18 protein-coding genes and 1 pseudogene are annotated in these 17819 nt (G+C 72.0%); 6 read left to right on the top strand and 13 right to left on the bottom strand.

Going from position 1 to position 17819, the window contains the following annotated elements:
* Positions 1 to 104 precede the first annotated feature (104 nt).
* From gcvH to ACZ7MF_RS06865, 3 genes are all read left to right on the top strand, one after another.
* Positions 105 to 482, top strand: coding sequence for a glycine cleavage system protein GcvH (gcvH, locus tag ACZ7MF_RS06875; protein ID WP_003973527.1), 378 nt, complete (start codon positions 105 to 107; stop codon positions 480 to 482).
* A 14-nt stretch (positions 483 to 496) separates the two neighbouring features.
* Positions 497 to 1759 carry a serine hydroxymethyltransferase gene (glyA, locus tag ACZ7MF_RS06870; RefSeq protein WP_471474930.1) on the top strand — a complete coding sequence of 421 codons (1263 nt, stop codon included), beginning with the start codon at positions 497 to 499 and terminating at the stop codon, positions 1757 to 1759.
* A gap of 101 nt (positions 1760 to 1860) precedes the next feature.
* Complete coding sequence (locus ACZ7MF_RS06865; RefSeq protein ID WP_471474929.1) at positions 1861 to 3228, top strand: L-serine ammonia-lyase; 1368 nt, start codon at positions 1861 to 1863, stop codon at positions 3226 to 3228.
* Between the two features lie 19 nt (positions 3229 to 3247).
* Here ACZ7MF_RS06865 and ACZ7MF_RS06860 read toward each other — a convergent pair whose 3' ends face one another.
* The gene (locus ACZ7MF_RS06860; RefSeq protein WP_471474927.1) at positions 3248 to 3982 is read right to left on the bottom strand and encodes a D-Ala-D-Ala carboxypeptidase family metallohydrolase; all 735 of its coding nucleotides are present in this window, start codon (positions 3980 to 3982) and stop codon (positions 3248 to 3250) included.
* 179 nt (positions 3983 to 4161) lie between these two features.
* Between ACZ7MF_RS06860 and ACZ7MF_RS06855 the strand changes: the two genes are divergently transcribed.
* Entirely contained in the window at positions 4162 to 4719 is a 558-nt protein-coding gene (locus ACZ7MF_RS06855) for a glycoside hydrolase family 25 protein (RefSeq protein ID WP_471474926.1), read from the top strand.
* An 8-nt stretch (positions 4720 to 4727) separates the two neighbouring features.
* On the opposite strand, the pseudogene ACZ7MF_RS06850 reads toward ACZ7MF_RS06855, so the two are convergent.
* From ACZ7MF_RS06850 to ACZ7MF_RS06840, 3 genes and pseudogenes are all read right to left on the bottom strand, one after another.
* Positions 4728 to 5411, bottom strand: a pseudogene (locus ACZ7MF_RS06850) (NADPH-dependent F420 reductase); the annotation flags it as partial.
* A 150-nt stretch (positions 5412 to 5561) separates the two neighbouring features.
* Positions 5562 to 5774: an EF-hand domain-containing protein gene (locus ACZ7MF_RS06845; protein ID WP_003973534.1), complete on the bottom strand. Its 213-nt coding sequence runs from the start codon at positions 5772 to 5774 to the stop codon at positions 5562 to 5564.
* 43 nt (positions 5775 to 5817) lie between these two features.
* A complete protein-coding gene (locus ACZ7MF_RS06840) occupies positions 5818 to 5964 on the bottom strand; it encodes a hypothetical protein (RefSeq protein WP_471474924.1) in 147 nt (48 codons plus the stop codon).
* A 48-nt stretch (positions 5965 to 6012) separates the two neighbouring features.
* Here ACZ7MF_RS06840 and ACZ7MF_RS06835 point away from each other — a divergent pair, with 48 nt between their 5' ends.
* Positions 6013 to 6654 (top strand): GNAT family N-acetyltransferase, encoded by a 642-nt coding sequence (locus ACZ7MF_RS06835; protein ID WP_471474923.1) that lies wholly within the window; start codon positions 6013 to 6015, stop codon positions 6652 to 6654.
* 16 nt (positions 6655 to 6670) lie between these two features.
* Here the strand turns inward: ACZ7MF_RS06835 and ACZ7MF_RS06830 are convergent, their stop codons facing one another.
* From ACZ7MF_RS06830 to ACZ7MF_RS06810, 5 genes are all read right to left on the bottom strand, one after another.
* Positions 6671 to 7285 carry an ADP-ribosyltransferase gene (locus ACZ7MF_RS06830; RefSeq protein ID WP_471474921.1) on the bottom strand — a complete coding sequence of 205 codons (615 nt, stop codon included), beginning with the start codon at positions 7283 to 7285 and terminating at the stop codon, positions 6671 to 6673.
* A gap of 97 nt (positions 7286 to 7382) precedes the next feature.
* Positions 7383 to 7886 carry an ATP-binding protein gene (locus ACZ7MF_RS06825; RefSeq protein WP_356864537.1) on the bottom strand — a complete coding sequence of 168 codons (504 nt, stop codon included), beginning with the start codon at positions 7884 to 7886 and terminating at the stop codon, positions 7383 to 7385.
* A 304-nt stretch (positions 7887 to 8190) separates the two neighbouring features.
* Entirely contained in the window at positions 8191 to 8958 is a 768-nt protein-coding gene (locus tag ACZ7MF_RS06820) for an enoyl-CoA hydratase/isomerase family protein (RefSeq protein ID WP_471474920.1), read from the bottom strand.
* Positions 8959 to 9012: 54 nt separating this feature from the next.
* Complete coding sequence (locus ACZ7MF_RS06815; RefSeq protein ID WP_471474918.1) at positions 9013 to 10215, bottom strand: L,D-transpeptidase; 1203 nt, start codon at positions 10213 to 10215, stop codon at positions 9013 to 9015.
* Between the two features lie 155 nt (positions 10216 to 10370).
* Complete coding sequence (locus ACZ7MF_RS06810) at positions 10371 to 11621, bottom strand: L,D-transpeptidase (protein WP_471474917.1); 1251 nt, start codon at positions 11619 to 11621, stop codon at positions 10371 to 10373.
* Positions 11622 to 11776: 155 nt separating this feature from the next.
* On the opposite strand from ACZ7MF_RS06810, the gene glgX reads away from it, so the two are divergent.
* On the top strand, positions 11777 to 14050 hold the full coding sequence (gene glgX / locus ACZ7MF_RS06805; RefSeq protein ID WP_471474916.1) for a glycogen debranching protein GlgX: 2274 nt from the start codon (positions 11777 to 11779) through the stop codon (positions 14048 to 14050).
* Between the two features lie 67 nt (positions 14051 to 14117).
* Here the strand turns inward: glgX and ACZ7MF_RS06800 are convergent, their stop codons facing one another.
* The 4 genes from ACZ7MF_RS06800 to ACZ7MF_RS06785 are packed head-to-tail and all read right to left on the bottom strand — an operon-like array spanning position 14118 to position 17710.
* Positions 14118 to 14792 (bottom strand): response regulator, encoded by a 675-nt coding sequence (locus ACZ7MF_RS06800; RefSeq protein ID WP_471474914.1) that lies wholly within the window; start codon positions 14790 to 14792, stop codon positions 14118 to 14120.
* Complete coding sequence (locus tag ACZ7MF_RS06795; RefSeq protein ID WP_471474913.1) at positions 14782 to 16053, bottom strand: sensor histidine kinase; 1272 nt, start codon at positions 16051 to 16053, stop codon at positions 14782 to 14784. The genes ACZ7MF_RS06800 and ACZ7MF_RS06795 overlap by 11 nt, the downstream gene beginning before the upstream one ends.
* 8 nt (positions 16054 to 16061) lie before the next feature.
* Positions 16062 to 16811: an ABC transporter permease gene (locus ACZ7MF_RS06790; protein WP_471474911.1), complete on the bottom strand. Its 750-nt coding sequence runs from the start codon at positions 16809 to 16811 to the stop codon at positions 16062 to 16064.
* Complete coding sequence (locus ACZ7MF_RS06785) at positions 16808 to 17710, bottom strand: ABC transporter ATP-binding protein (RefSeq protein ID WP_471474910.1); 903 nt, start codon at positions 17708 to 17710, stop codon at positions 16808 to 16810. The genes ACZ7MF_RS06790 and ACZ7MF_RS06785 overlap by 4 nt, the downstream gene beginning before the upstream one ends.
* Positions 17711 to 17819 lie beyond the last annotated feature (109 nt).

Here is a 17819-nt window from a genome sequence, read left to right as displayed (position 1 = left end):
TGGACTCGGGGCACCGCCCCTCCGCGGCAGCCCCCTGAGTCACCCACCCCTCCCTCAGCACCCCCTTCACCAGCCACTTCCTCGCGTACAGGAGAATTCAGGCCATGAGCAACCCCCAGCAGCTGCGCTACAGCAAGGAGCACGAGTGGCTGTCGGGCGCCGAGGACGGCGTCTCGACGGTCGGCATCACGGAGCACGCGGCCAACGCGCTCGGTGACGTCGTCTTCGTGCAGCTCCCCGAGGTCGGCGACTCGGTGACCGCGGGCGAGACCTGCGGCGAACTGGAGTCGACCAAGTCCGTCTCCGACCTGTACTCCCCCGTCTCCGGCGAGATCACCGAGGTCAACGAGGACGTCGTCAACGACCCGTCGCTGGTGAACAGCGCCCCCTTCGAGGGCGGCTGGCTGTTCAAGGTGCGGATCACGGACGAGCCGGCCGACCTGCTCTCCGCCGACGAGTACACCGCCTTCGCCGGCGCCTGAGGAGTCACGATCGCATGTCGCTTCTGAACACACCCCTGCACGAGCTGGACCCGGACGTCGCCGCCGCCGTCGACGCCGAGCTGGACCGCCAGCAGTCCACCCTCGAGATGATCGCCTCGGAGAACTTCGCCCCGGTCGCGGTCATGGAGGCCCAGGGCTCGGTCCTCACCAACAAGTACGCCGAGGGCTACCCCGGCCGCCGCTACTACGGCGGCTGCGAGCACGTCGACGTGATCGAGCAGATCGCCATCGACCGGGTCAAGGCGCTCTTCGGCGCCGAGCACGCCAACGTGCAGCCGCACTCGGGCGCCCAGGCCAACGCGGCCGCGATGTTCGCGCTGCTCAAGCCCGGCGACACGATCATGGGTCTGAACCTCGCCCACGGCGGGCACCTGACCCACGGCATGAAGATCAACTTCTCCGGCAAGCTCTACAACGTCGTCCCCTACCACGTCGGCGACGACGGCCAGGTCGACATGGCCGAGGTGGAGCGCCTGGCCAGGGAGACCAAGCCGAAGCTGATCGTGGCGGGCTGGTCGGCGTACCCGCGTCAGCTGGACTTCGCCGCGTTCCGCAAGGTCGCGGACGAGGTCGGCGCGTACCTGATGGTCGACATGGCGCACTTCGCCGGTCTGGTCGCGGCGGGCCTGCACCCGAACCCGGTCCCGCACGCGCACGTGGTGACGACGACGACCCACAAGACGCTGGGCGGCCCCCGCGGCGGTGTGATCCTCTCCACCGCCGAGCTGGCCAAGAAGATCAACTCCGCCGTCTTCCCCGGTCAGCAGGGTGGTCCGCTGGAGCACGTGGTGGCCGCCAAGGCCGTCGCCTTCAAGGTCGCCGCGAGCGAGGACTTCAAGGAGCGCCAGGGCCGTACGCTGGAGGGTGCCCGCATCCTGGCCGAGCGCCTGGTGCGGGACGACGCGAAGGCGGCGGGCGTCTCCGTCCTGACCGGCGGCACGGACGTCCACCTGGTCCTGGTGGACCTGCGCGACTCCGAGCTGGACGGGCAGCAGGCCGAGGACCGGCTTCACGAGGTCGGCATCACGGTCAACCGCAACGCCGTCCCGAACGACCCGCGTCCGCCGATGGTGACCTCCGGTCTGCGCATCGGTACGCCGGCCCTGGCGACCCGCGGCTTCACCGCCGAGGACTTCGCCGAGGTCGCGGACGTGATCGCCGAGGCGCTGAAGCCGTCCTACGACGCGGAGGCCCTCAAGGCCCGGGTGAAGACCCTGGCCGACAAGCACCCGCTGTACCCGGGTCTGAACAAGTAGACACCACCCCTTCGAGTGGGGCGCCGCGTCCGCCACAAGCGGCCCGGCGCCCCGCCCGGAGCGCCCCACCCTCTGCACCACCCCCGTTCTGAGGAGTCCCCGTGGCCATCTCGGTCTTCGACCTGTTCTCGATCGGCATCGGCCCGTCGAGCTCGCACACGGTCGGCCCGATGCGCGCGGCCCGCATGTTCGCCCGCCGCCTGCGCAACGAGGAGCTGCTGGACTCCGTCGCCTCGGTCCGCGCCGAGCTGTACGGTTCGCTCGGCGCCACCGGCCACGGCCACGGCACGCCCAAGGCGGTGCTGCTCGGCCTGGAGGGCGACTCGCCGCGCACGGTGGACGTGGAGAGCGCCGACGACCGCGTCGAGGCGATCAAGTCCTCCGGTCGCATCCGCCTCCTCGCCGAGCACGAGATCGCCTTCTCCTACGACGACGACATGGTCCTGCACCGCCGCAAGGCCCTCCCCTACCACGCCAACGGCATGACCCTGTGGGCGTACGACGCCGAGGGCGCCGAGGTGCTGACCAAGACGTACTACTCGGTCGGCGGCGGCTTCGTCGTCGACGAGGACGCGGTCGGCGCCGACCGCATAGTCCTCGACGACACCGTCCTGAAGTACCCCTTCCGCACCGGCGACGAGCTGCTGCGCCTGGCCCGGGAGACGGGCCTGTCCATCTCCGCCCTGATGCTGGAGAACGAGCGGGCCTGGCGCGACGAGGAGGAGATCCGCGAGGGCCTGCTGGAGATCTGGCGCGTGATGCGGGCCTGCGTGGAGCGCGGCATGACCCGCGAGGGCATCCTGCCGGGCGGGCTGAAGGTCCGCCGCCGCGCCGCGAACACCGCGCGCAAGCTGCGCTCCGAGGGCGACCCGCAGGCCCTGGCCATGGAGTGGATCACGCTCTACGCGATGGCCGTGAACGAGGAGAACGCCGCCGGCGGCCGGGTCGTCACCGCCCCGACCAACGGCGCGGCCGGCATCATCCCCGCGGTCCTGCACTACTACATGAACTTCGTGCCCGGCGCCGACGAGGACGGCGTGGTCCGCTTCCTCCTCGCCGCCGGCGCCATCGGCATGCTCTTCAAGGAGAACGCCTCCATCTCCGGCGCCGAGGTCGGCTGCCAGGGCGAGGTCGGCTCCGCCTGCTCGATGGCGGCCGGCGCCCTCGCCGAGGTGCTCGGCGGCACCCCGGAGCAGGTGGAGAACGCCGCCGAGATCGGCATGGAGCACAACCTCGGCCTCACCTGCGACCCGGTCGGCGGCCTGGTCCAGATCCCCTGCATCGAGCGCAACGGCATGGCCGCGGTCAAGGCGGTCACGGCGGCCCGGATGGCGATGCGCGGCGACGGCTCCCACAAGGTCTCCCTCGACAAGGTCATCAAGACCATGAAGGACACCGGCGCCGACATGTCGGTCAAGTACAAGGAGACGGCGCGGGGCGGGCTCGCGGTGAACATCATCGAGTGCTGAGCCGCGCCCCGCGCGGCCCTCAGATGCCGCAGTTCGGGGCCGACCAGTACGGCGACGGGTCGAAGGCCACGTGGGTGTGGTCGTTGTGGCCGGGGTAGCCCGGGCCGAGGATCTCCGAGAAGCCGTGGGTCCTGGCCTGCTGGGCGAGCCGGCAGAAGCTGGGCGAGCCGGTGAGGTCGGCGGCGTCGCCGTAGAGGTGGCGGCTGGTGGACGAGCCGCCCACCGCGCTGTTGCAGGCGCGGGAGCGGAAACCGCTGGAGATGGTGATCGGCACGTCGCCGAGGGCGTGCCGCATGGCCTCCAGCTTCCACATGGTCTTCAGCGCGTTCGACTTGGCGGTGGCGGCGGAGACCGCGCCGCCCGACCAGTCCGAGTTGCACTTGTTGAGCTCCGCGTAGGTGAAGTGGACGGGCGTGCAGTCCGCGTCCTGGAGCGCGTAGATCTTGCTGAAGGTCGCGGAGCCGGCGATGCCGTCCGCGCCCAGTCCGTAGGCGGCCTGGAACTTCTTGACGGCGGCGGCGGTCCTGGCGCCGTACTGGCCGTCGTAGGAGAGCCGTTCGCCGGAGGTGACCCAGCCGGCGACGCGGATCTGGAGCTGCGTGACGTCGCTGCCGGAGGAGCCCTGGCGCAGGGTGCGGTTCCAGGTGTAGCAGGAGTCGGCGTGCGCGGCGCCGGCGGTGGCGCCCACACCGACCACCGCGCCAGCCATGAGCATGACAAATGAGAGAAGGAGACGTGACACGCGTCTGAACATCCCGGCCTCCCGACCGTCGAGTCAGTCTTCAGGTGGGGCCCAGCGTGCGGCACCGCGCTACGCGCGTCAATGGCGCCCCGGCGAAGCGAAGTCGACGTTTCCGCTTCCGGTGGGGATCGCCCGTGCCATCGTGGGGAATAACCAACTCCCGTCCCCCCACAGCCTCTCAGGGAGGCCCCATGCTGCGTGGCATCGACGTCAGCGCGTACCAGTCCTCCAGCTACGACACCGACGGCCTCTCCTTCGTCTTCGTGAAGGCGACGGAGGGCCGCTCGTACGTCAACCCCAAGCTCGCGGCCCAGACGGAGCGGGCCCGCGACGCCGGGCTGGTCGTCGGCTTCTACCACTTCCTGTGGCCGGGCAACCTGGCCGCCCAGGCCGAGTACTTCGTCTCCAAGGCCCCGGACCGCAAGGGCGACATCCTCGCCGTCGACTGGGAGACGAACGGCGAGGGCACCCACCCGAGCAACGCGGAGAAGGACAGCTTCATCAAGAAGCTGAAGGCGCTGCGGCCGGACAACCGGATCGTCCTCTACTGCAACCGGAACTTCTGGTTGAACATCGACACCACCTCGTACGCCGGTGACGGCCTCTGGATCGCCGACTACGTCTCGGCGGGCAAGCCGCGCATCCAGGCCAAGTGGCGCTTCCACCAGTACACGGACGACCCGGTCGACACCAATGTGGCGGACTTCGCGAGCAGGGCCGCGCTGAAGGAGTGGGCCCAGAGCGCCTGAGGGCGGGGTCAGCCCCGGAAGGCCGCGGGCCGCTCCGGGGACGCCTCGGCCAGCGCCTTGGTGACGCCGTCGACGCCCTCGCGCAGGCCGTAGACCGGGGTGTCCGGCTGCTGGCGCCAGGAGTCGTCGATGCCGCCGGCGTCGACGGTGTCGAAGCCCAGCTCGTCGATCAGGGCGCGGACCTTCGCCTTGGCCGCCGCGTCGTCGCCGGCCACCGGGAGCGCCATGCGGTCGGGCGCGCCGGCCGGGCGCGGGCGGTCGAGGATGTCCTGGGCGTAGGTGCCGTTGAAGGCCTTGATCACCGGGTGGCCGAGGTGGCGTTCGGTCCAGCGGCTCTCGGTGAGGCCGTCCTCCTCGATGCCCGCGATCCTGCCGTCCCGCTGCTGCGGGTAGTAGTTGCCGGTGTCGATGACCGCGACGCCGTCGGCCGCGCCGTCCAGGACGCCGGACGGCAGGTCCGGGACCCGCTTCAGCGGGATGGTGACGACCACGATCTCGGCGCCCCGCGCCGCCTCCTCCACCGGTACCGGGGTGGCGCCGGTCTCCTCGGCCAGCGCGCCGAGCGTCTGCGGCCCGCGCGAGTTGGCGACGGAGACCTCGTGTCCGAGGGCGGTGAGCCGCCGGGTGAGGTTGCCGCCGATGTTGCCCGCGCCGATGATGCCGATCTTCATGATGCTGACTCGCCTGGCCCTTCGGGGATCGTGTCCTGCCGGTGAGCACCAGCAACCTCCGAGCCGGTCGGGCTATTCCGCCGTCGTCCGGCTTTCACTCCCCCGCAGCAGCGTGCCCGGACGGCGAAGGGGCGCCCGCCGGGTGACCGCCGGGCGCCCCTCACCGTGCCGTCACTTGTTCAGGTGGGCCCAGAACTCGTCGAACGACAGCTGCTTGTCGCCGTCGAGGTCGCGGCCGGCGATGATCGCCTCGGCCACCGACTCGGTGACGTTCCAGTCGCCGCCCTGGGCGAGCGCGGTCTTGAACTCGGCCGCGGTGATGAGGCCGTCACCGTCCGTGTCGATCCGCTCGAACTGCTTGCGTGCTTCCTCGATGTCGGCCACCGGTCCGCCCCTCGTTCCGTGCATTGGGTCCATCTGACGCAGGTCAGATTAACCGGCCGTCCGAGCGCTCAGTGCGGCGACCACCCACCTGAACTGGGTCCTCGTGGCGCAGGGCGGCTCCAGGCCGTTCACGATCGCCGACGGCGGCCAGTTCGCCGATGGTCATGGGGTCGGTGCCGTCGTCGGTCATGTCTGGGAGTGTGTGCCCTCCAGTGGGTGGAGACTCAAGGAGCGCGGTGTGGCGGAGAGCCTGCGGGAGATTCTGGACGCGGCGGCGCGGGGGGTGTTCCCCCCGGCGGACGGCGGGACGAGCGTCGTGCGGCAACCCGGCGGCCGGGACGCGGGGGTCATCGCCTTCACGGCGCACTCGGTGGTCTTCACCGACGAGGCGGACGAGGGGTGGGTGCGCGAGACCCTGGCGTCGCTGGAGTGCGACCCGCTCGCCGCGACGATGAACGCCCGGTTCCTGGCGGCGTTCGCGCAGCGCACGGGACGTGCGACGGACACGATCGACGTGCTGCTGACCGGCGCTCCGCTCCCGGGGTGCCCGGAGGTCGCGCTGACGGAGGTCGCCGACCCGGGGCATCCCCGCGTCGTCGCGGCCCGGCGGCGGCGCGACGGGGTGCGGGTGTGGGCGGCGGACGGCGGGGTGCTCATGCTGGGCCGCGGCGTCGGCGGGCGGCTGGAGGTCGCCGTGGAGGTGGCGGGGGGCGCCCGGCACCGGGGGCTGGGGCGGCGGCTGGTGGCGGCCGCGCGGCAGCTGGCTGGGGAGGAGCCGGTGTGGGCGCAGGTCTCCGCGGGGAACGCCCGCAGTCTGCGGGCGTTCCAGGCCGCGGGCTATCGGCCGGTGGGCTCGGAGGCGCTGTTCCTGCGCCCCTGAGCCGGGGCGGTCGGGGTCAGTGCCAGGGCTGGTAGTGCGGGTTGCTCTCGCAGTCGCTCATGATCTCGGTCTTGGTCTGCCGGTCGACCGGGCAGACGCCGATGATGTACTTCCGCTGGATGCCGCCGGGGAAGGCGACCTCTACCTGGTCGGCCCACTTGTGGGTGTCGCCGATGGTCTTGTTGACGTCGATGCCGCCGGGGGCGTCGATGTAGTAGTTGTAGCCGGACTTGTACCAGGTCTTGTAGAGGTCGTGGTCGTAGCTCGTCGAGACGAACGGCGAGGGCTGGTTGACCAGGACGTACTTCTCGACGTCGTACTGTCCGTTCTGGACGTCCTTGGCGTGGAAACCCTCTTCGAAGACGACCTGCGGGCCGCGGCTGTCGCTGCGGTAGAGGGTGCCGCAGGTGGTGCGCCAGACCGGCTCGGGCGTGATGCGGTCGACGTCGACGCCGCGGTCGGCGGCGGCCTTGGTCTTGTCGTCGAACTGGGGGCAGGCCGGGGCGGCCTTGACGGGCGCGGCCGACGGGGCGGTGGCGGCACCGGGGGCGGTGGCGGCGGTGGTGGCGAGGACCGCGGAGAGCGACAGGACGGCGGCGGCGGTCCGTCGGCGCAGGCGAGTGGTGATCATGCGGATACGATCCCGGCTGCGGAGTGGCGCGTTCCGGATTCTCACCCGTAGGTGGCGTGTCCGGTGAACGGGGTTGCTTTCCGCGGCAGATGGGCTCTCAGCGGTCCACGACCCGCATCTCGAACCACGTGGTCTTCCCGCGCGGCAGCAGATCGACGCCCCACCGGTCGGAGAGCTTGTCGACGAGGAAGAGGCCACGCCCGCTGATGTCCGTCTCCTGCACCGGCATCAGACAGGGCAGCCCCCTGGAGGGGTCTCGGACCTCGACCCGGATCCAGCCGGGGCGGCGCCGCATGTGGAGGCCGAAGACCCGGGCACCGGTGTGGCGTACGGCGTTGCCTACCAGCTCGGAGACGAGGAGGACGGCATCCTCCGTGACCTTGGGCCCGAGCTGCCACTGACGCAGGGCGACGACCTGGGCCAGCCGGCGGGCGGTGGCGGCGGACTCGGGCCGGGAGGGTAACGGAACTTCGCGCTCCGTCGGGTTGCCGAACAGCTCCAGCGCCTTGAGCGCACGCTCGTCCTCGACCGCCGGCGACCAGCGCGCCGCGGTCGCACGTCCGGCTCCCCGCGGCTGTTCCGTACCATCCAGCCCCGCCATGCCCCCATCATGGCCGCCCTCGGGGGCCTCCGGGGCCGTTCCCGGGGAATACGCCTTGACGGAAGCCCGGTCGAACGACGGTCGATCGGCATATGCCACAGGCAGTTCGGGGCCGGGAACAGCCCCGGTGACCTGCGCGAACGGCTCGGCCGGAGACAAGCGACGGACTCCCTCGACAAGGCGCGCTTAATGGTGCGTTAAGGCTGCCATAAACCGCCCCATCGAGGGACCCGGATCAGACATCGCGTCAATTGCAAGCGACACGACGCGACTTCGGATGAAACTTGTACTTCTTGCGGGGTGTTCAGAGGAACTTGGCCTTGCCGGGGCCCTCTTCCACGAAGCTGCGCATCCCGCGCTCGCGGTCCTCGGTGGCGAACAGGCCCGCGAACCAGTTGCGCTCGACGGCGAGACCGGTCTCGATGTCCGTCTCCAGACCCGTGTCGATCGACTCCTTCGCCGCGCGCAGTGCGATGGCGGGGCCCTTGGCGAGCCGCGCGGCCCAGGCGTGCGCCTGCTCGTAGACCTCGGCGGCCGGGACCACCCGGTCCACCAGGCCGAGCGCCAGCGCCTCGTCGGCCTTCACCTGGCGGCCGGTGAAGATCAGGTCCTTGGCCTTGGAGGGGCCGATCAGCCGGGACAGCCGCTGAGTGCCGCCCGCGCCGGGGATCAGGCCGAGCAGGATCTCGGGCTGGCCCAGCTTGGCGTTCTCCCCCGCGATGCGGAAGTCGGCGCAGAGGGCGAGTTCGCAGCCGCCGCCCAGCGCGTAGCCGGTCACCGCCGCGACCACCGGCTTGGGGATGCGGGCCACGGCCGTGAAGGAGTCCTGGAGGGCACGGGACCGCGCGATCATCGCCGCGTGGTCCATCACCTGCATCTCCTTGATGTCCGCGCCCGCCGCGAACACCTTCTCGCCGCCGTGGATCACCACGGCGCGCACGTCCTCGCGCCGGGTGATCTCCTCGGCCAGCTCCTTCAACCGGTCCTGGGTGGCGACGTCCAGCGCGTTCATCGGCGGACGGTCCAGGCGCAGTGTGCCGACGCCCTCGGCGACTTCGAGATGTACGGTCATGCTCCGCAGGTTAGCGGGCGTTCACGCGCGGTGGCAGTGGCCCCCCGCCCCCCTTTACGCCTTCCACTTCTCCCAGGACATGTTCCAGCCGTTGAGGCCGTTGTCGGGGGCGATGGTGGCGTCCTCGGAGTTCTTGACCACGACCACGTCGCCGATGATCGAGTTCTCGAAGAACCAGCGGGCCGGCGCCCCCTCGTCCCAGCCGCCGCGTACGTCGCGCAGGCCGATGCAGCCGTGGCTGGAGTTGCGGTTGCCGAAGGCGTCGCCGCCCCAGTAGTTGCCGTGGATGAAGGTGCCGGAGGTGGACAGGCGCATGGCGTGCGGCACGTCCTTGATGTCGTACTCGCCGCCGTAGCCGACGGTCTCGCCGTTCATGCGGGTCACCGCGAGCCGTTCGGTGATGACCATCTGGCCGTTCCACGTCTCGTAGCCGGGCGCGCCGGTGGTGACGGGGACGGTCTTGAGGGTCTTGCCGTCCCGCACGACCTGCATCGTGTGCTTCTTGGCGTCCACGACGGAGACCTGGCTGCGGCCGACGGTGAAGGAGACGGTCTTGGCCTGCTTGCCGTAGACGTCCTCGCGGCCCTCGACGCCGTCGAGGTTGAGGTCGACGGTGACCTTGGTGCCGGCCTTCCAGTACTTCTCGGGCCGGAAGTCGAGGCGGTCGTTGCCGAACCAGTGGCCCTCGACCTCGACGGCCGGCTCGGTCTTGACGGTGATGGCCTTCTCGACGTCCTCCGGGTTGGTGATGCCCCGGGTGAAGCGGACCGAGAACGGCATGCCGACGCCGACCTTCGAGCCGTCCTCGGGCGTGAAGGTGCCGATGAAGGTGTTCTTCGGCGTCAGGGTGGTGAAGCGGGAGTCCTCGGCGGCCGTGCGGCCCTCGGAGTCCTTGGCGACCGCGTGCACGCTGTACGTGGTGGCGGCGGCCAGGTGGGTGGACGGCGTCCAGGTGGCGCCGTCCCCGGTTATCTTCCCGTCGACCTTGGTGCCCTTGCCGTCCTTGACGACGACCTCGGTGAGCCTGCCCTTCGCGGCTCCGACCTTCAGGGCGCCGCTGGTGTCGACGGCCTTGGCCCCGTTCTCGGGGGCGATGGTGACGACGGCCTCGGACTGCTCGCTCTGGGCCGCGGTGGCGTCCTTGGCCTTGTCCCCCTTGCCGTCCCCGGCCCCCGAGCCCGAGCCGCCCCCACCGCATGCGGTGACGGTCAGCATCAGCAGCCCGAGTACCGCCCCCGCTATCGGACGCACGTTCACCTTGTTCTCCCCTCGCCGGGCCTGTTCGGCCCGCGCCCCAGTGCGCTCGCGCGCGCACCGGCGCATCGTAACCGCAGGCCAGGGGGTTGAGGGACAGGTGAATTGTCACCGTTCCGTACCGAGTTGGCGGCCGGGTGCCGAAGGACGGCCCGGCGTCACTTCACCGCGCTGCCCGCCTTCCATTCCTTCCACTTCATGTTCCAGCCACCCAGCCCGTTGTCGGGGGCCACGGTTTTGTCCTTGCTGTGGACCACCTCGACGACGTCGCCGATGAGGCTGCGGTCGAAGAACCAGCCGGCCGGGGTGTCGGAACCGCCGCCCTTGTCGTCGCGCAGTCCGACGCAGCCGTGGCTGACGTTGGCCCGGCCGAAGGTGTCGGCGGGCGCCCAGTAGTTGCCGTGCAGGAAGGTGCCCGAGCTGGTCAGCCGGATGGCGTGCGGGACGTCGGGGATGTCGTACTCGCCGCCGAAGCCGACCGTGCGGCTGTTCATGCGGGTGACCTCGAGCATCTCGGTGATCACCATCCGGCCGTTGTAGGTGGGCGTCGTCGGCGCGCCCGCGGTGATCGGCACGGTGGCCAGCAGGGTGCCGTCCCGGCGCACCTCCATGGTCCGCTCGACGGCGTCGACGCGGGAGACCTGGCTGCGGCCGACGGTGAAGGAGACCTTCTTGTGCTGGAGCCCGTAGACGCCCTTCGCACCCTCGACGTCCCGCAGGCCGAGGTCGACGGTGACTTCGGTGCCGGGCTTCCAGTACACCTTCGGGCGGAAGTCGAGGCGGTCCTTGCCGAACCAGTGGGGGCGGATCTCGGTGGCGGGCTCCGCGGTGACCGTGACGGCGCGTTCGACGGCGGCGCGGTCGGTGATCTCGCGGTTGAACTCCAGCGAGACGATCATGCCGGTGCCGACGACCGAGCGGTTCTCGGGGGCGACGTAGGCGATGAAGCGTTCCTCGGGGACCTTGGTGGTGAACGTGGTGTGCCGGGCCGAGCGGTGTCCGCCGCCGTCCAGGGCGACGGCGTCGACCGTGTACTTGGCGGCGAGGGCGAGCCGGTCGTCGTCGGGCCGCCAGCTCAGGCCGTCCTCGGAGATCCGGCCGGGCACCGGGGTCTCCTGCGCGTCCTGCGACCGGACGACCTTCACCGACTCCAGGCGCCCGTCGGGCACCCGCACCGACAGTTTCTTCTCCGGCGCGACGGCCTTGCTCCCGTCGTCCGGGGTGACGCGGATGACGTCCTCGGCGGCGGGTTGCTTGCCGAACATCTCGCCGATGCCCGAGCCGATGCCGGAACCGATGCCGCCGCCGTCCGAGGTGCATCCGGCGGCCCCGGCCAGCAGTCCTGCCCATGTCAGTAGGGCGGCCAGAGCGGCGCCCGCGCGCCGTGCGCGCTCGTGTACGTGCCTCACATCCACCCGTAACGACCGGTCGGCCCTGGGGAAACGTGAGTGCGAGCCACCCGGTGGGCAGAACTGTGGGGAGGACGACGCGACGGGGAGCAGCGGCCGGGACGCCGCGCGCCCTCCTGCCGGACGTCGTTCCACGAGCCGTGGGAGGCTGACAGGTGTCCAGCGCAGCCGAGCGGGAGGCGGTGCCCGGGGAACGGGCCGCCGCGGACGGGCACCCCGCCGTCGTGGTCAATGGCGCGCGGCGCGCCGCTCCGCCGCCCGCCGTGCCGGCCCGGCCGGGCACCCCGGTGCCGCTGGGCGCCCGCTTCCGGACCGGCCCGGACCAGGTGGCGGGGACCAACTTCGCCCTGTGGGCGGGCGGGGCGGAGGCGGTGGAGCTGTGCCTGTTCGACGGGCCGGGTCCCGGTGCGAGGGAGAGCCGGGTGCGGCTGACCGAGCTGACGCACGAGATCTGGCACGGCTTCGTGCCGGGCGTCCGGCCGGGGCAGCGCTACGGCTACCGGGTGCACGGCCGCTGGGACCCCTGGACCGGCGCCCGCTGGAACCCGGCGAAGCTGCTCCTGGACCCGTACGCCCGCGCCGTGGACGGCGCCGAGGGGAATGACTACGGCGTGCTGCCGCCCGAGGTGTACGGGCACGTGCGCGACTGGCCGGAGCAGCGGGTCGCGGACACCGTGCGCGACGACCGCGACTCGGCGCCGCACGTCCCCAAGGGTGTGGTCGTCCACGATGACGACGACTGGTCGGACGACCGGCGGCCCAAGACGCCGTGGGCGGACTCGGTCATCTACGAGCTGCACGTGCGCGGCTTCACCAAGCTCCACCCGGACATTCCTCCCGAGCTGCGCGGCACCTACGCGGGCCTCGCCCACCCGGCGGCGATCGACCACCTGACGCGGCTGGGCGTGACGGCGGTGGAGCTGCTGCCGGTGCACCAGTTCGCGCACGAGAGCCATCTGCTGGAGCGCGGCCTGCGCAACTACTGGGGCTACAACTCGGTCGGCTACTTCGCCCCGCACGCCGCCTACGCCGCCTCCGGCACCACCGGTGAGCAGGTCGGCGAGTTCAAGCGGATGGTGCGCGCACTGCACGCGGCCGGCATCGAGGTGATCCTCGACGTGGTCTACAACCACACCGCGGAGGCGGGCGAGCTGGGCCCGACGCTCTCCCTGAAGGGCATCGACAACCGCGGCTACTACCGCCTCCAGCCCGACCCCCGCCGATACGCCGACTACACCGGCTGCGGCAACACCCTGCACGTGGTCCAGCCGCACGTGCTGCGCCTGATCACCGACTCGCTGCGCTATTGGGTCACCGAGATGGGCGTGGACGGCTTCCGCTTCGACCTGGCGGCGGCGCTGGCCCGCTCGATGCACGACGTCGACATGCTCTCCCCGTTCCTCGCGGTGATCGCGCAGGACCCGGTGCTGCGCCGGGTGAAGCTGATCGCCGAGCCGTGGGACGTGGGCTCGGGCGGCTACCAGGTGGGGGCGTTCCCGCCGCTGTGGACCGAGTGGAACGACCGGTACCGGGGCGCGGTGCGGGACTTCTGGCGGCACGCGCTGCCGGACGTGCGGGAGATGGGCTACCGCCTGTCGGGCTCCAGCGACCTCTACGCCTGGGGCGGGCGACGACCGTACGCCTCGGTCAACTTCGTCACCGCGCACGACGGCTTCACGCTGCGCGACCTGGTGTCGTACGAGCGCAAGCACAACGAGGCCAACGGGGAGGGCAACCGGGACGGCACGGACGACAACCGGTCCTGGAACTGCGGCACGGAGGGCGAGACGGACGACGCGGAGGTGCGTGCGCTGCGACGCCGCCAGCTCCGCAACCTGCTGACCACGCTGCTGCTGTCGACCGGGGTGCCGATGCTGGTCGCGGGCGACGAGATGGGCCGCACCCAGCGCGGCAGCAACAACGCCTACTGCCAGGACAACGAGACCGGCTGGGTGGACTGGAGCCTGCGGGACGACCCGGAGTGGCGCCCCCTGTTCGCGCTGGCCTCCCGTCTGATCGCGCTGCGCCACCGGCACCCGGTGCTGCGCCGCCGGGCCTTCTTCTCCGGCCGCGCGCACTCCGCGGACGGCCTGCGCGACCTTGCCTGGTTCACCGCGGGCGGCACGGAGATGACGGAGCGGGACTGGTACGCCCCGGCCGCCACCCTCGGCATGTACCTGTCCGGGCGGGACATCCCGGGCCGCGACGAGCACGGCGACCCGGTCGTCGACGACAGCTTCCTGGCCGTGCTGCACGCGGGCGGGGAGCCGGCCGGCTTCGTCCTGCCGGGCGCCCCGTGGGCGGAGCGGTACGAGGTGGTCGTCGACACCGGACGGGAGGAGCAGGGCGAGGCACCGGGCACCGCACACCTCGCGGGAACGGAGATCACGGTCCCGGCGCGGACGGTGCTGTTGCTGAGGGCGGGTTGAGCGGGGACGGGTCCCGAGCCGCGGCGAGCAGAAGGCGACGGGCGACGGGCGGCGGCCGAGGGCGGGTTCAGCCGAGGATGCCCCGGTCGTACGCCGTCGCGACGGCCGCCGCGCGGTCGTTGACGCCCAGCTTGGCGTACAGGTGGGTGAGGTGGGTCTTCACGGTCGCCTCGCTGATGAACAGCTCCCGGGCGATCTCCTTGTTGGAGGTGCCGCGCGCCACCAGGGCGAGCACCTCGCGCTCGCGGGCGGAGAGGGGCTCGGCGCCGGGGGTCTTCGGGGCGCGGACGGCGGAGACCAGGCGGGAGGCGACCGCCGGGGAGAGGACCGTGCGCCCCTGGGCCGCCGCGCGGACCGCGGTGAACAGGTCGTCGCGGGGCGCGTCCTTGAGGAGGTAGCCGGTCGCGCCGGCCTCGATCGCGGGCAGGGTGTCGGAGTCGGTGTCGTACGTGGTGAGCACGAGCACCCGCGCGCGGGCACCCCGCCGGGCCAGCTCCCGGATGGCGTCCACGCCGGAACCGCCCGGCATCCGCAGGTCCATGAGGATCACGTCGGGGTCGAGCGCGGCGGCCCGTTCCAGCGCCTCGGCGCCGCCCGCCGCCTCGCCGAGGACGCGGAAGCCGGACGCGGACTCGAACATGCCGCGCAGGCCGTCGCGGACCACGGGGTGGTCGTCGACGATGAGCAGGGAGATCACGGCGTCGGCGGTCGTGGCGTCGTGGGGCGCGGCGTCATCGGTCATGGCGGACCAACGGTACGCGAGCCGAGACGGCCGTGCCGTGCCCCGGTTCCGCCTCGACGGTGAGCGAACCGGCGATGCGCTCGGCGCGGGCCCGCATGCCATCGAGACCGAAGCCGCCGCCGGGGGTGCGCTCCCGCGCGGTCAGCGCGTCGAAGCCCCGGCCGTCGTCGCGGATGTCGAGGGTGACCTCGTCGCCCATGTAGGAGAGGGTGACGCCGACCCGGTCGGCACCGGCGTGCCGGGCCGTGTTGGACAGGGCCTCCTGGGCGATGCGCAGGAGCGTGGCGGCGACCTCGTCGTGGAGGTGCTCGGCGGTGCCGGTGACGGTGAACCGGGCCTGGACGCCGGTGCGTCCGCCCCACTCCGTCACGGTCTTCTTCAGCGCGTCCGGCAGTCCGTCGTCGGCCAGCGCGACCGGCGAGAGGTTGTGCACGGAGCGGCGGGCCTCGCCGAGGCTGTGCCGGGCCAGGGCGAGGGCCCGGTCCAGGTGCTCCCGGCCCAGCGCCGGGTCCGGGGCGGCCGCCACGACCTGGAGCTGGGCGATGATGCCGGTCAGGCCCTGGGCGAGGGTGTCGTGGATCTCGGCGGCGAGCCGCCTGCGCTCGTCGGCGACCCCGGCCTCTCTGGCCTGGACGAGGAGCTGGGCGTGGAGGGCGGCGTTCTCGTCGAGCGCCTGCTGCAACGCGGTGTTGGTGCGCTCCAGTTCGGCGATGGTCTCGACGCGGGCGCGGCTGCGGGCCTCCTCCGTCTCGGCGAGGCGGGCGAACACCACGAGGAGGACGACGTTGACCGCGAGGATCGCGCCGAACAGCATCCATCCCGTCGCGTCGTCCGGCGGCATCCCGCCCGACTGCGAGCCCGCGATCGTCACCGCCGTCAGGAACAGTCCCGGCTTGCGCAGCCGGGGCGGCAGCAGCCGGTCCACCCCGAAGTACCCGGCGTAGGCGTAGAAGCCGAAGAGCGGGTTGAGCCAGGCCAGAACGAAGGCGACGGCGCAGCGCACGAAGTAGAGGCACACGCTCACCGGGTTCGGGCCGGGGCGGGCGCGGGCCGTTCTCGTCCACCACAGCTGCATGCCGACCGCGACCGCGATCAGGGCGGCCGCGAGGTACCACTCGGGCACGGTCATGCCGACCAGGTCGGAGGCGGCCGCGGCGACGACGGTGCCGACGGCGAGCAGGCCGTACGGACCCCACTGGTGGAACGCCGTCCACTGGCGCTCGACGGTGCCCGCGTCGGTCATCGGGCCAGTGTGGGCCATCGATGCGCTCATTCCCAGCGGAACCAGCGCGAGGCCGCCGCGGTGAGCAGCACCGTCCAGCCCAGCAGTACCGCCAGGTGGGACCAGCCCGGCCAGTCGCCCGCCGCGGCCTCGTTGAGGGCCTGCGCGGCGGCGCCGAAGGGGGTCCAGCCCACGATCCGGCCCAGCAGGTCCGGCATGGCCTGCACCGGCAGCCACACGCCCGCGCAGAACATCGCCGGGAACAGCGCGGCCGACCCGATCGCACCGGCGATCTTCGTGGTGCGGGACAGCGCGGAGAGCACGGCGCCCAGGGAGAGCGCGGCGAGCACGGCAAGGAGCAGTGCCAGGAGGTAGCCGAGGGGCTGCTCGGGCAGGCCCACGTCGAAGGCGAGCCGCCCGACCGCGAGCGCGAGCAGCGCCGAGACCAGGGCGGCCGCGCCGCACACCACCATCTGGGCGGACAGCAGCGCCGCCGGGCGGACCGGCGTGGCGGACATCCGGCGCAGGATGCCGCGCTCCCGGTAGCCGGTGAGCACCTGCGGCATGCCCTGAAGGCCGCCCACGGTCAGGCCGAGCAGCACGGCCACCGGCACGTAGGCGTCGACCGGGCGCAGCCCGCCGAAGGAGGCGTCGGCCTCGCGGAAGGACGGGATGGAACCGAGGACCACCAGCAGCAGGGTCGGGAACACCAGCATCCAGAACAGCGCGCCCGGTTCGCGCCGGAACAGCCGCAGTTCGGTCCTCAGTACGGCGGTGTCGAAGACGTCCGTGGTCATGCGGGGGCCTCCGTGAGGTCGAGGAAGGCGTCGTCCAGCGTGCTGTCGGTGACCCGGAGCTGGTGGGCGGTGACGCGGGTGCGGGCGAGCAGGGTGATGACGGCGTTGACCGTCTCGTCGGTGCCGGACAGGGTGACGCGACCGTCCCTGAACTCGGCGGAGGACAGTTCGGGCAGTGCGCGCAGGTCCGCCTCGTCCAGCGGCGTGGACGGGGTGAAGCTGATGACGGTGGCGCCCGCCGAGCGCCGGATCAGTCCGGCCGGGGTGTCCAGCGCGGCGATGCGGCCCCGGTCGATCACCGCGATCCGGTCGCACAGGCGCTGGGCCTCCTCCATGAAGTGGGTGACCAGCAGGACGGTGACGCCGCCCGCGCGGATGTCCTCGATGAGCTGCCAGGTCTCCCGGCGGGCGCGCGGGTCGAGACCGGTGGTCAGCTCGTCCAGGACGACGACGCGGGGGTCGCCGACCAGGGCCAGCGCGATGAACAGGCGCTGCTTCTGGCCGCCGGAGAGCTTGCCGAACCGGGTGTCCAGCATCGGGACCAGGTCGAGCCGCTCGGCGAGCGGGCGCCAGTCGGCGGGCTTCGGGTAGAAGGCGGCGTACAGCTCCAGGGCCTCGCGGACGGTGAGCTTGGCCTGGAGTTCGCTCTGCTGGAGCTGGGCGCCGAGGACCTCGGCGACCCGCCGGTGGTCGGCGACCGGGTCGAGCCCGGTGACCCGGACCCGGCCGGCGTCGGGGACGCGCAGTCCCTCGACGCACTCGACGGTGGTGGTCTTGCCGGCGCCGTTGGGGCCGAGGACGCCGAAGATCTCGCCCTCCTCGACGGCGAAGGACACACCGTCGACGACGGGGCGGCCGCCGTAGGACTTGCGCAGGTCGGTGACTTCGATGACGGGCATGGCACCAGCGTCCCGGCGGGCGGGGGCCCGGCACATCGGCCGACGCGCTCGAAGGCGCATCAGCCGATCGGTTGATGCGCCGGTACGACCCCGGCGGGGCCTCGGTACG

It is taken from the genome of Streptomyces sp. NPDC111628 (assembly GCF_055635195.1).
This window is presented reverse-complemented; position numbering and strand designations above follow the sequence as displayed.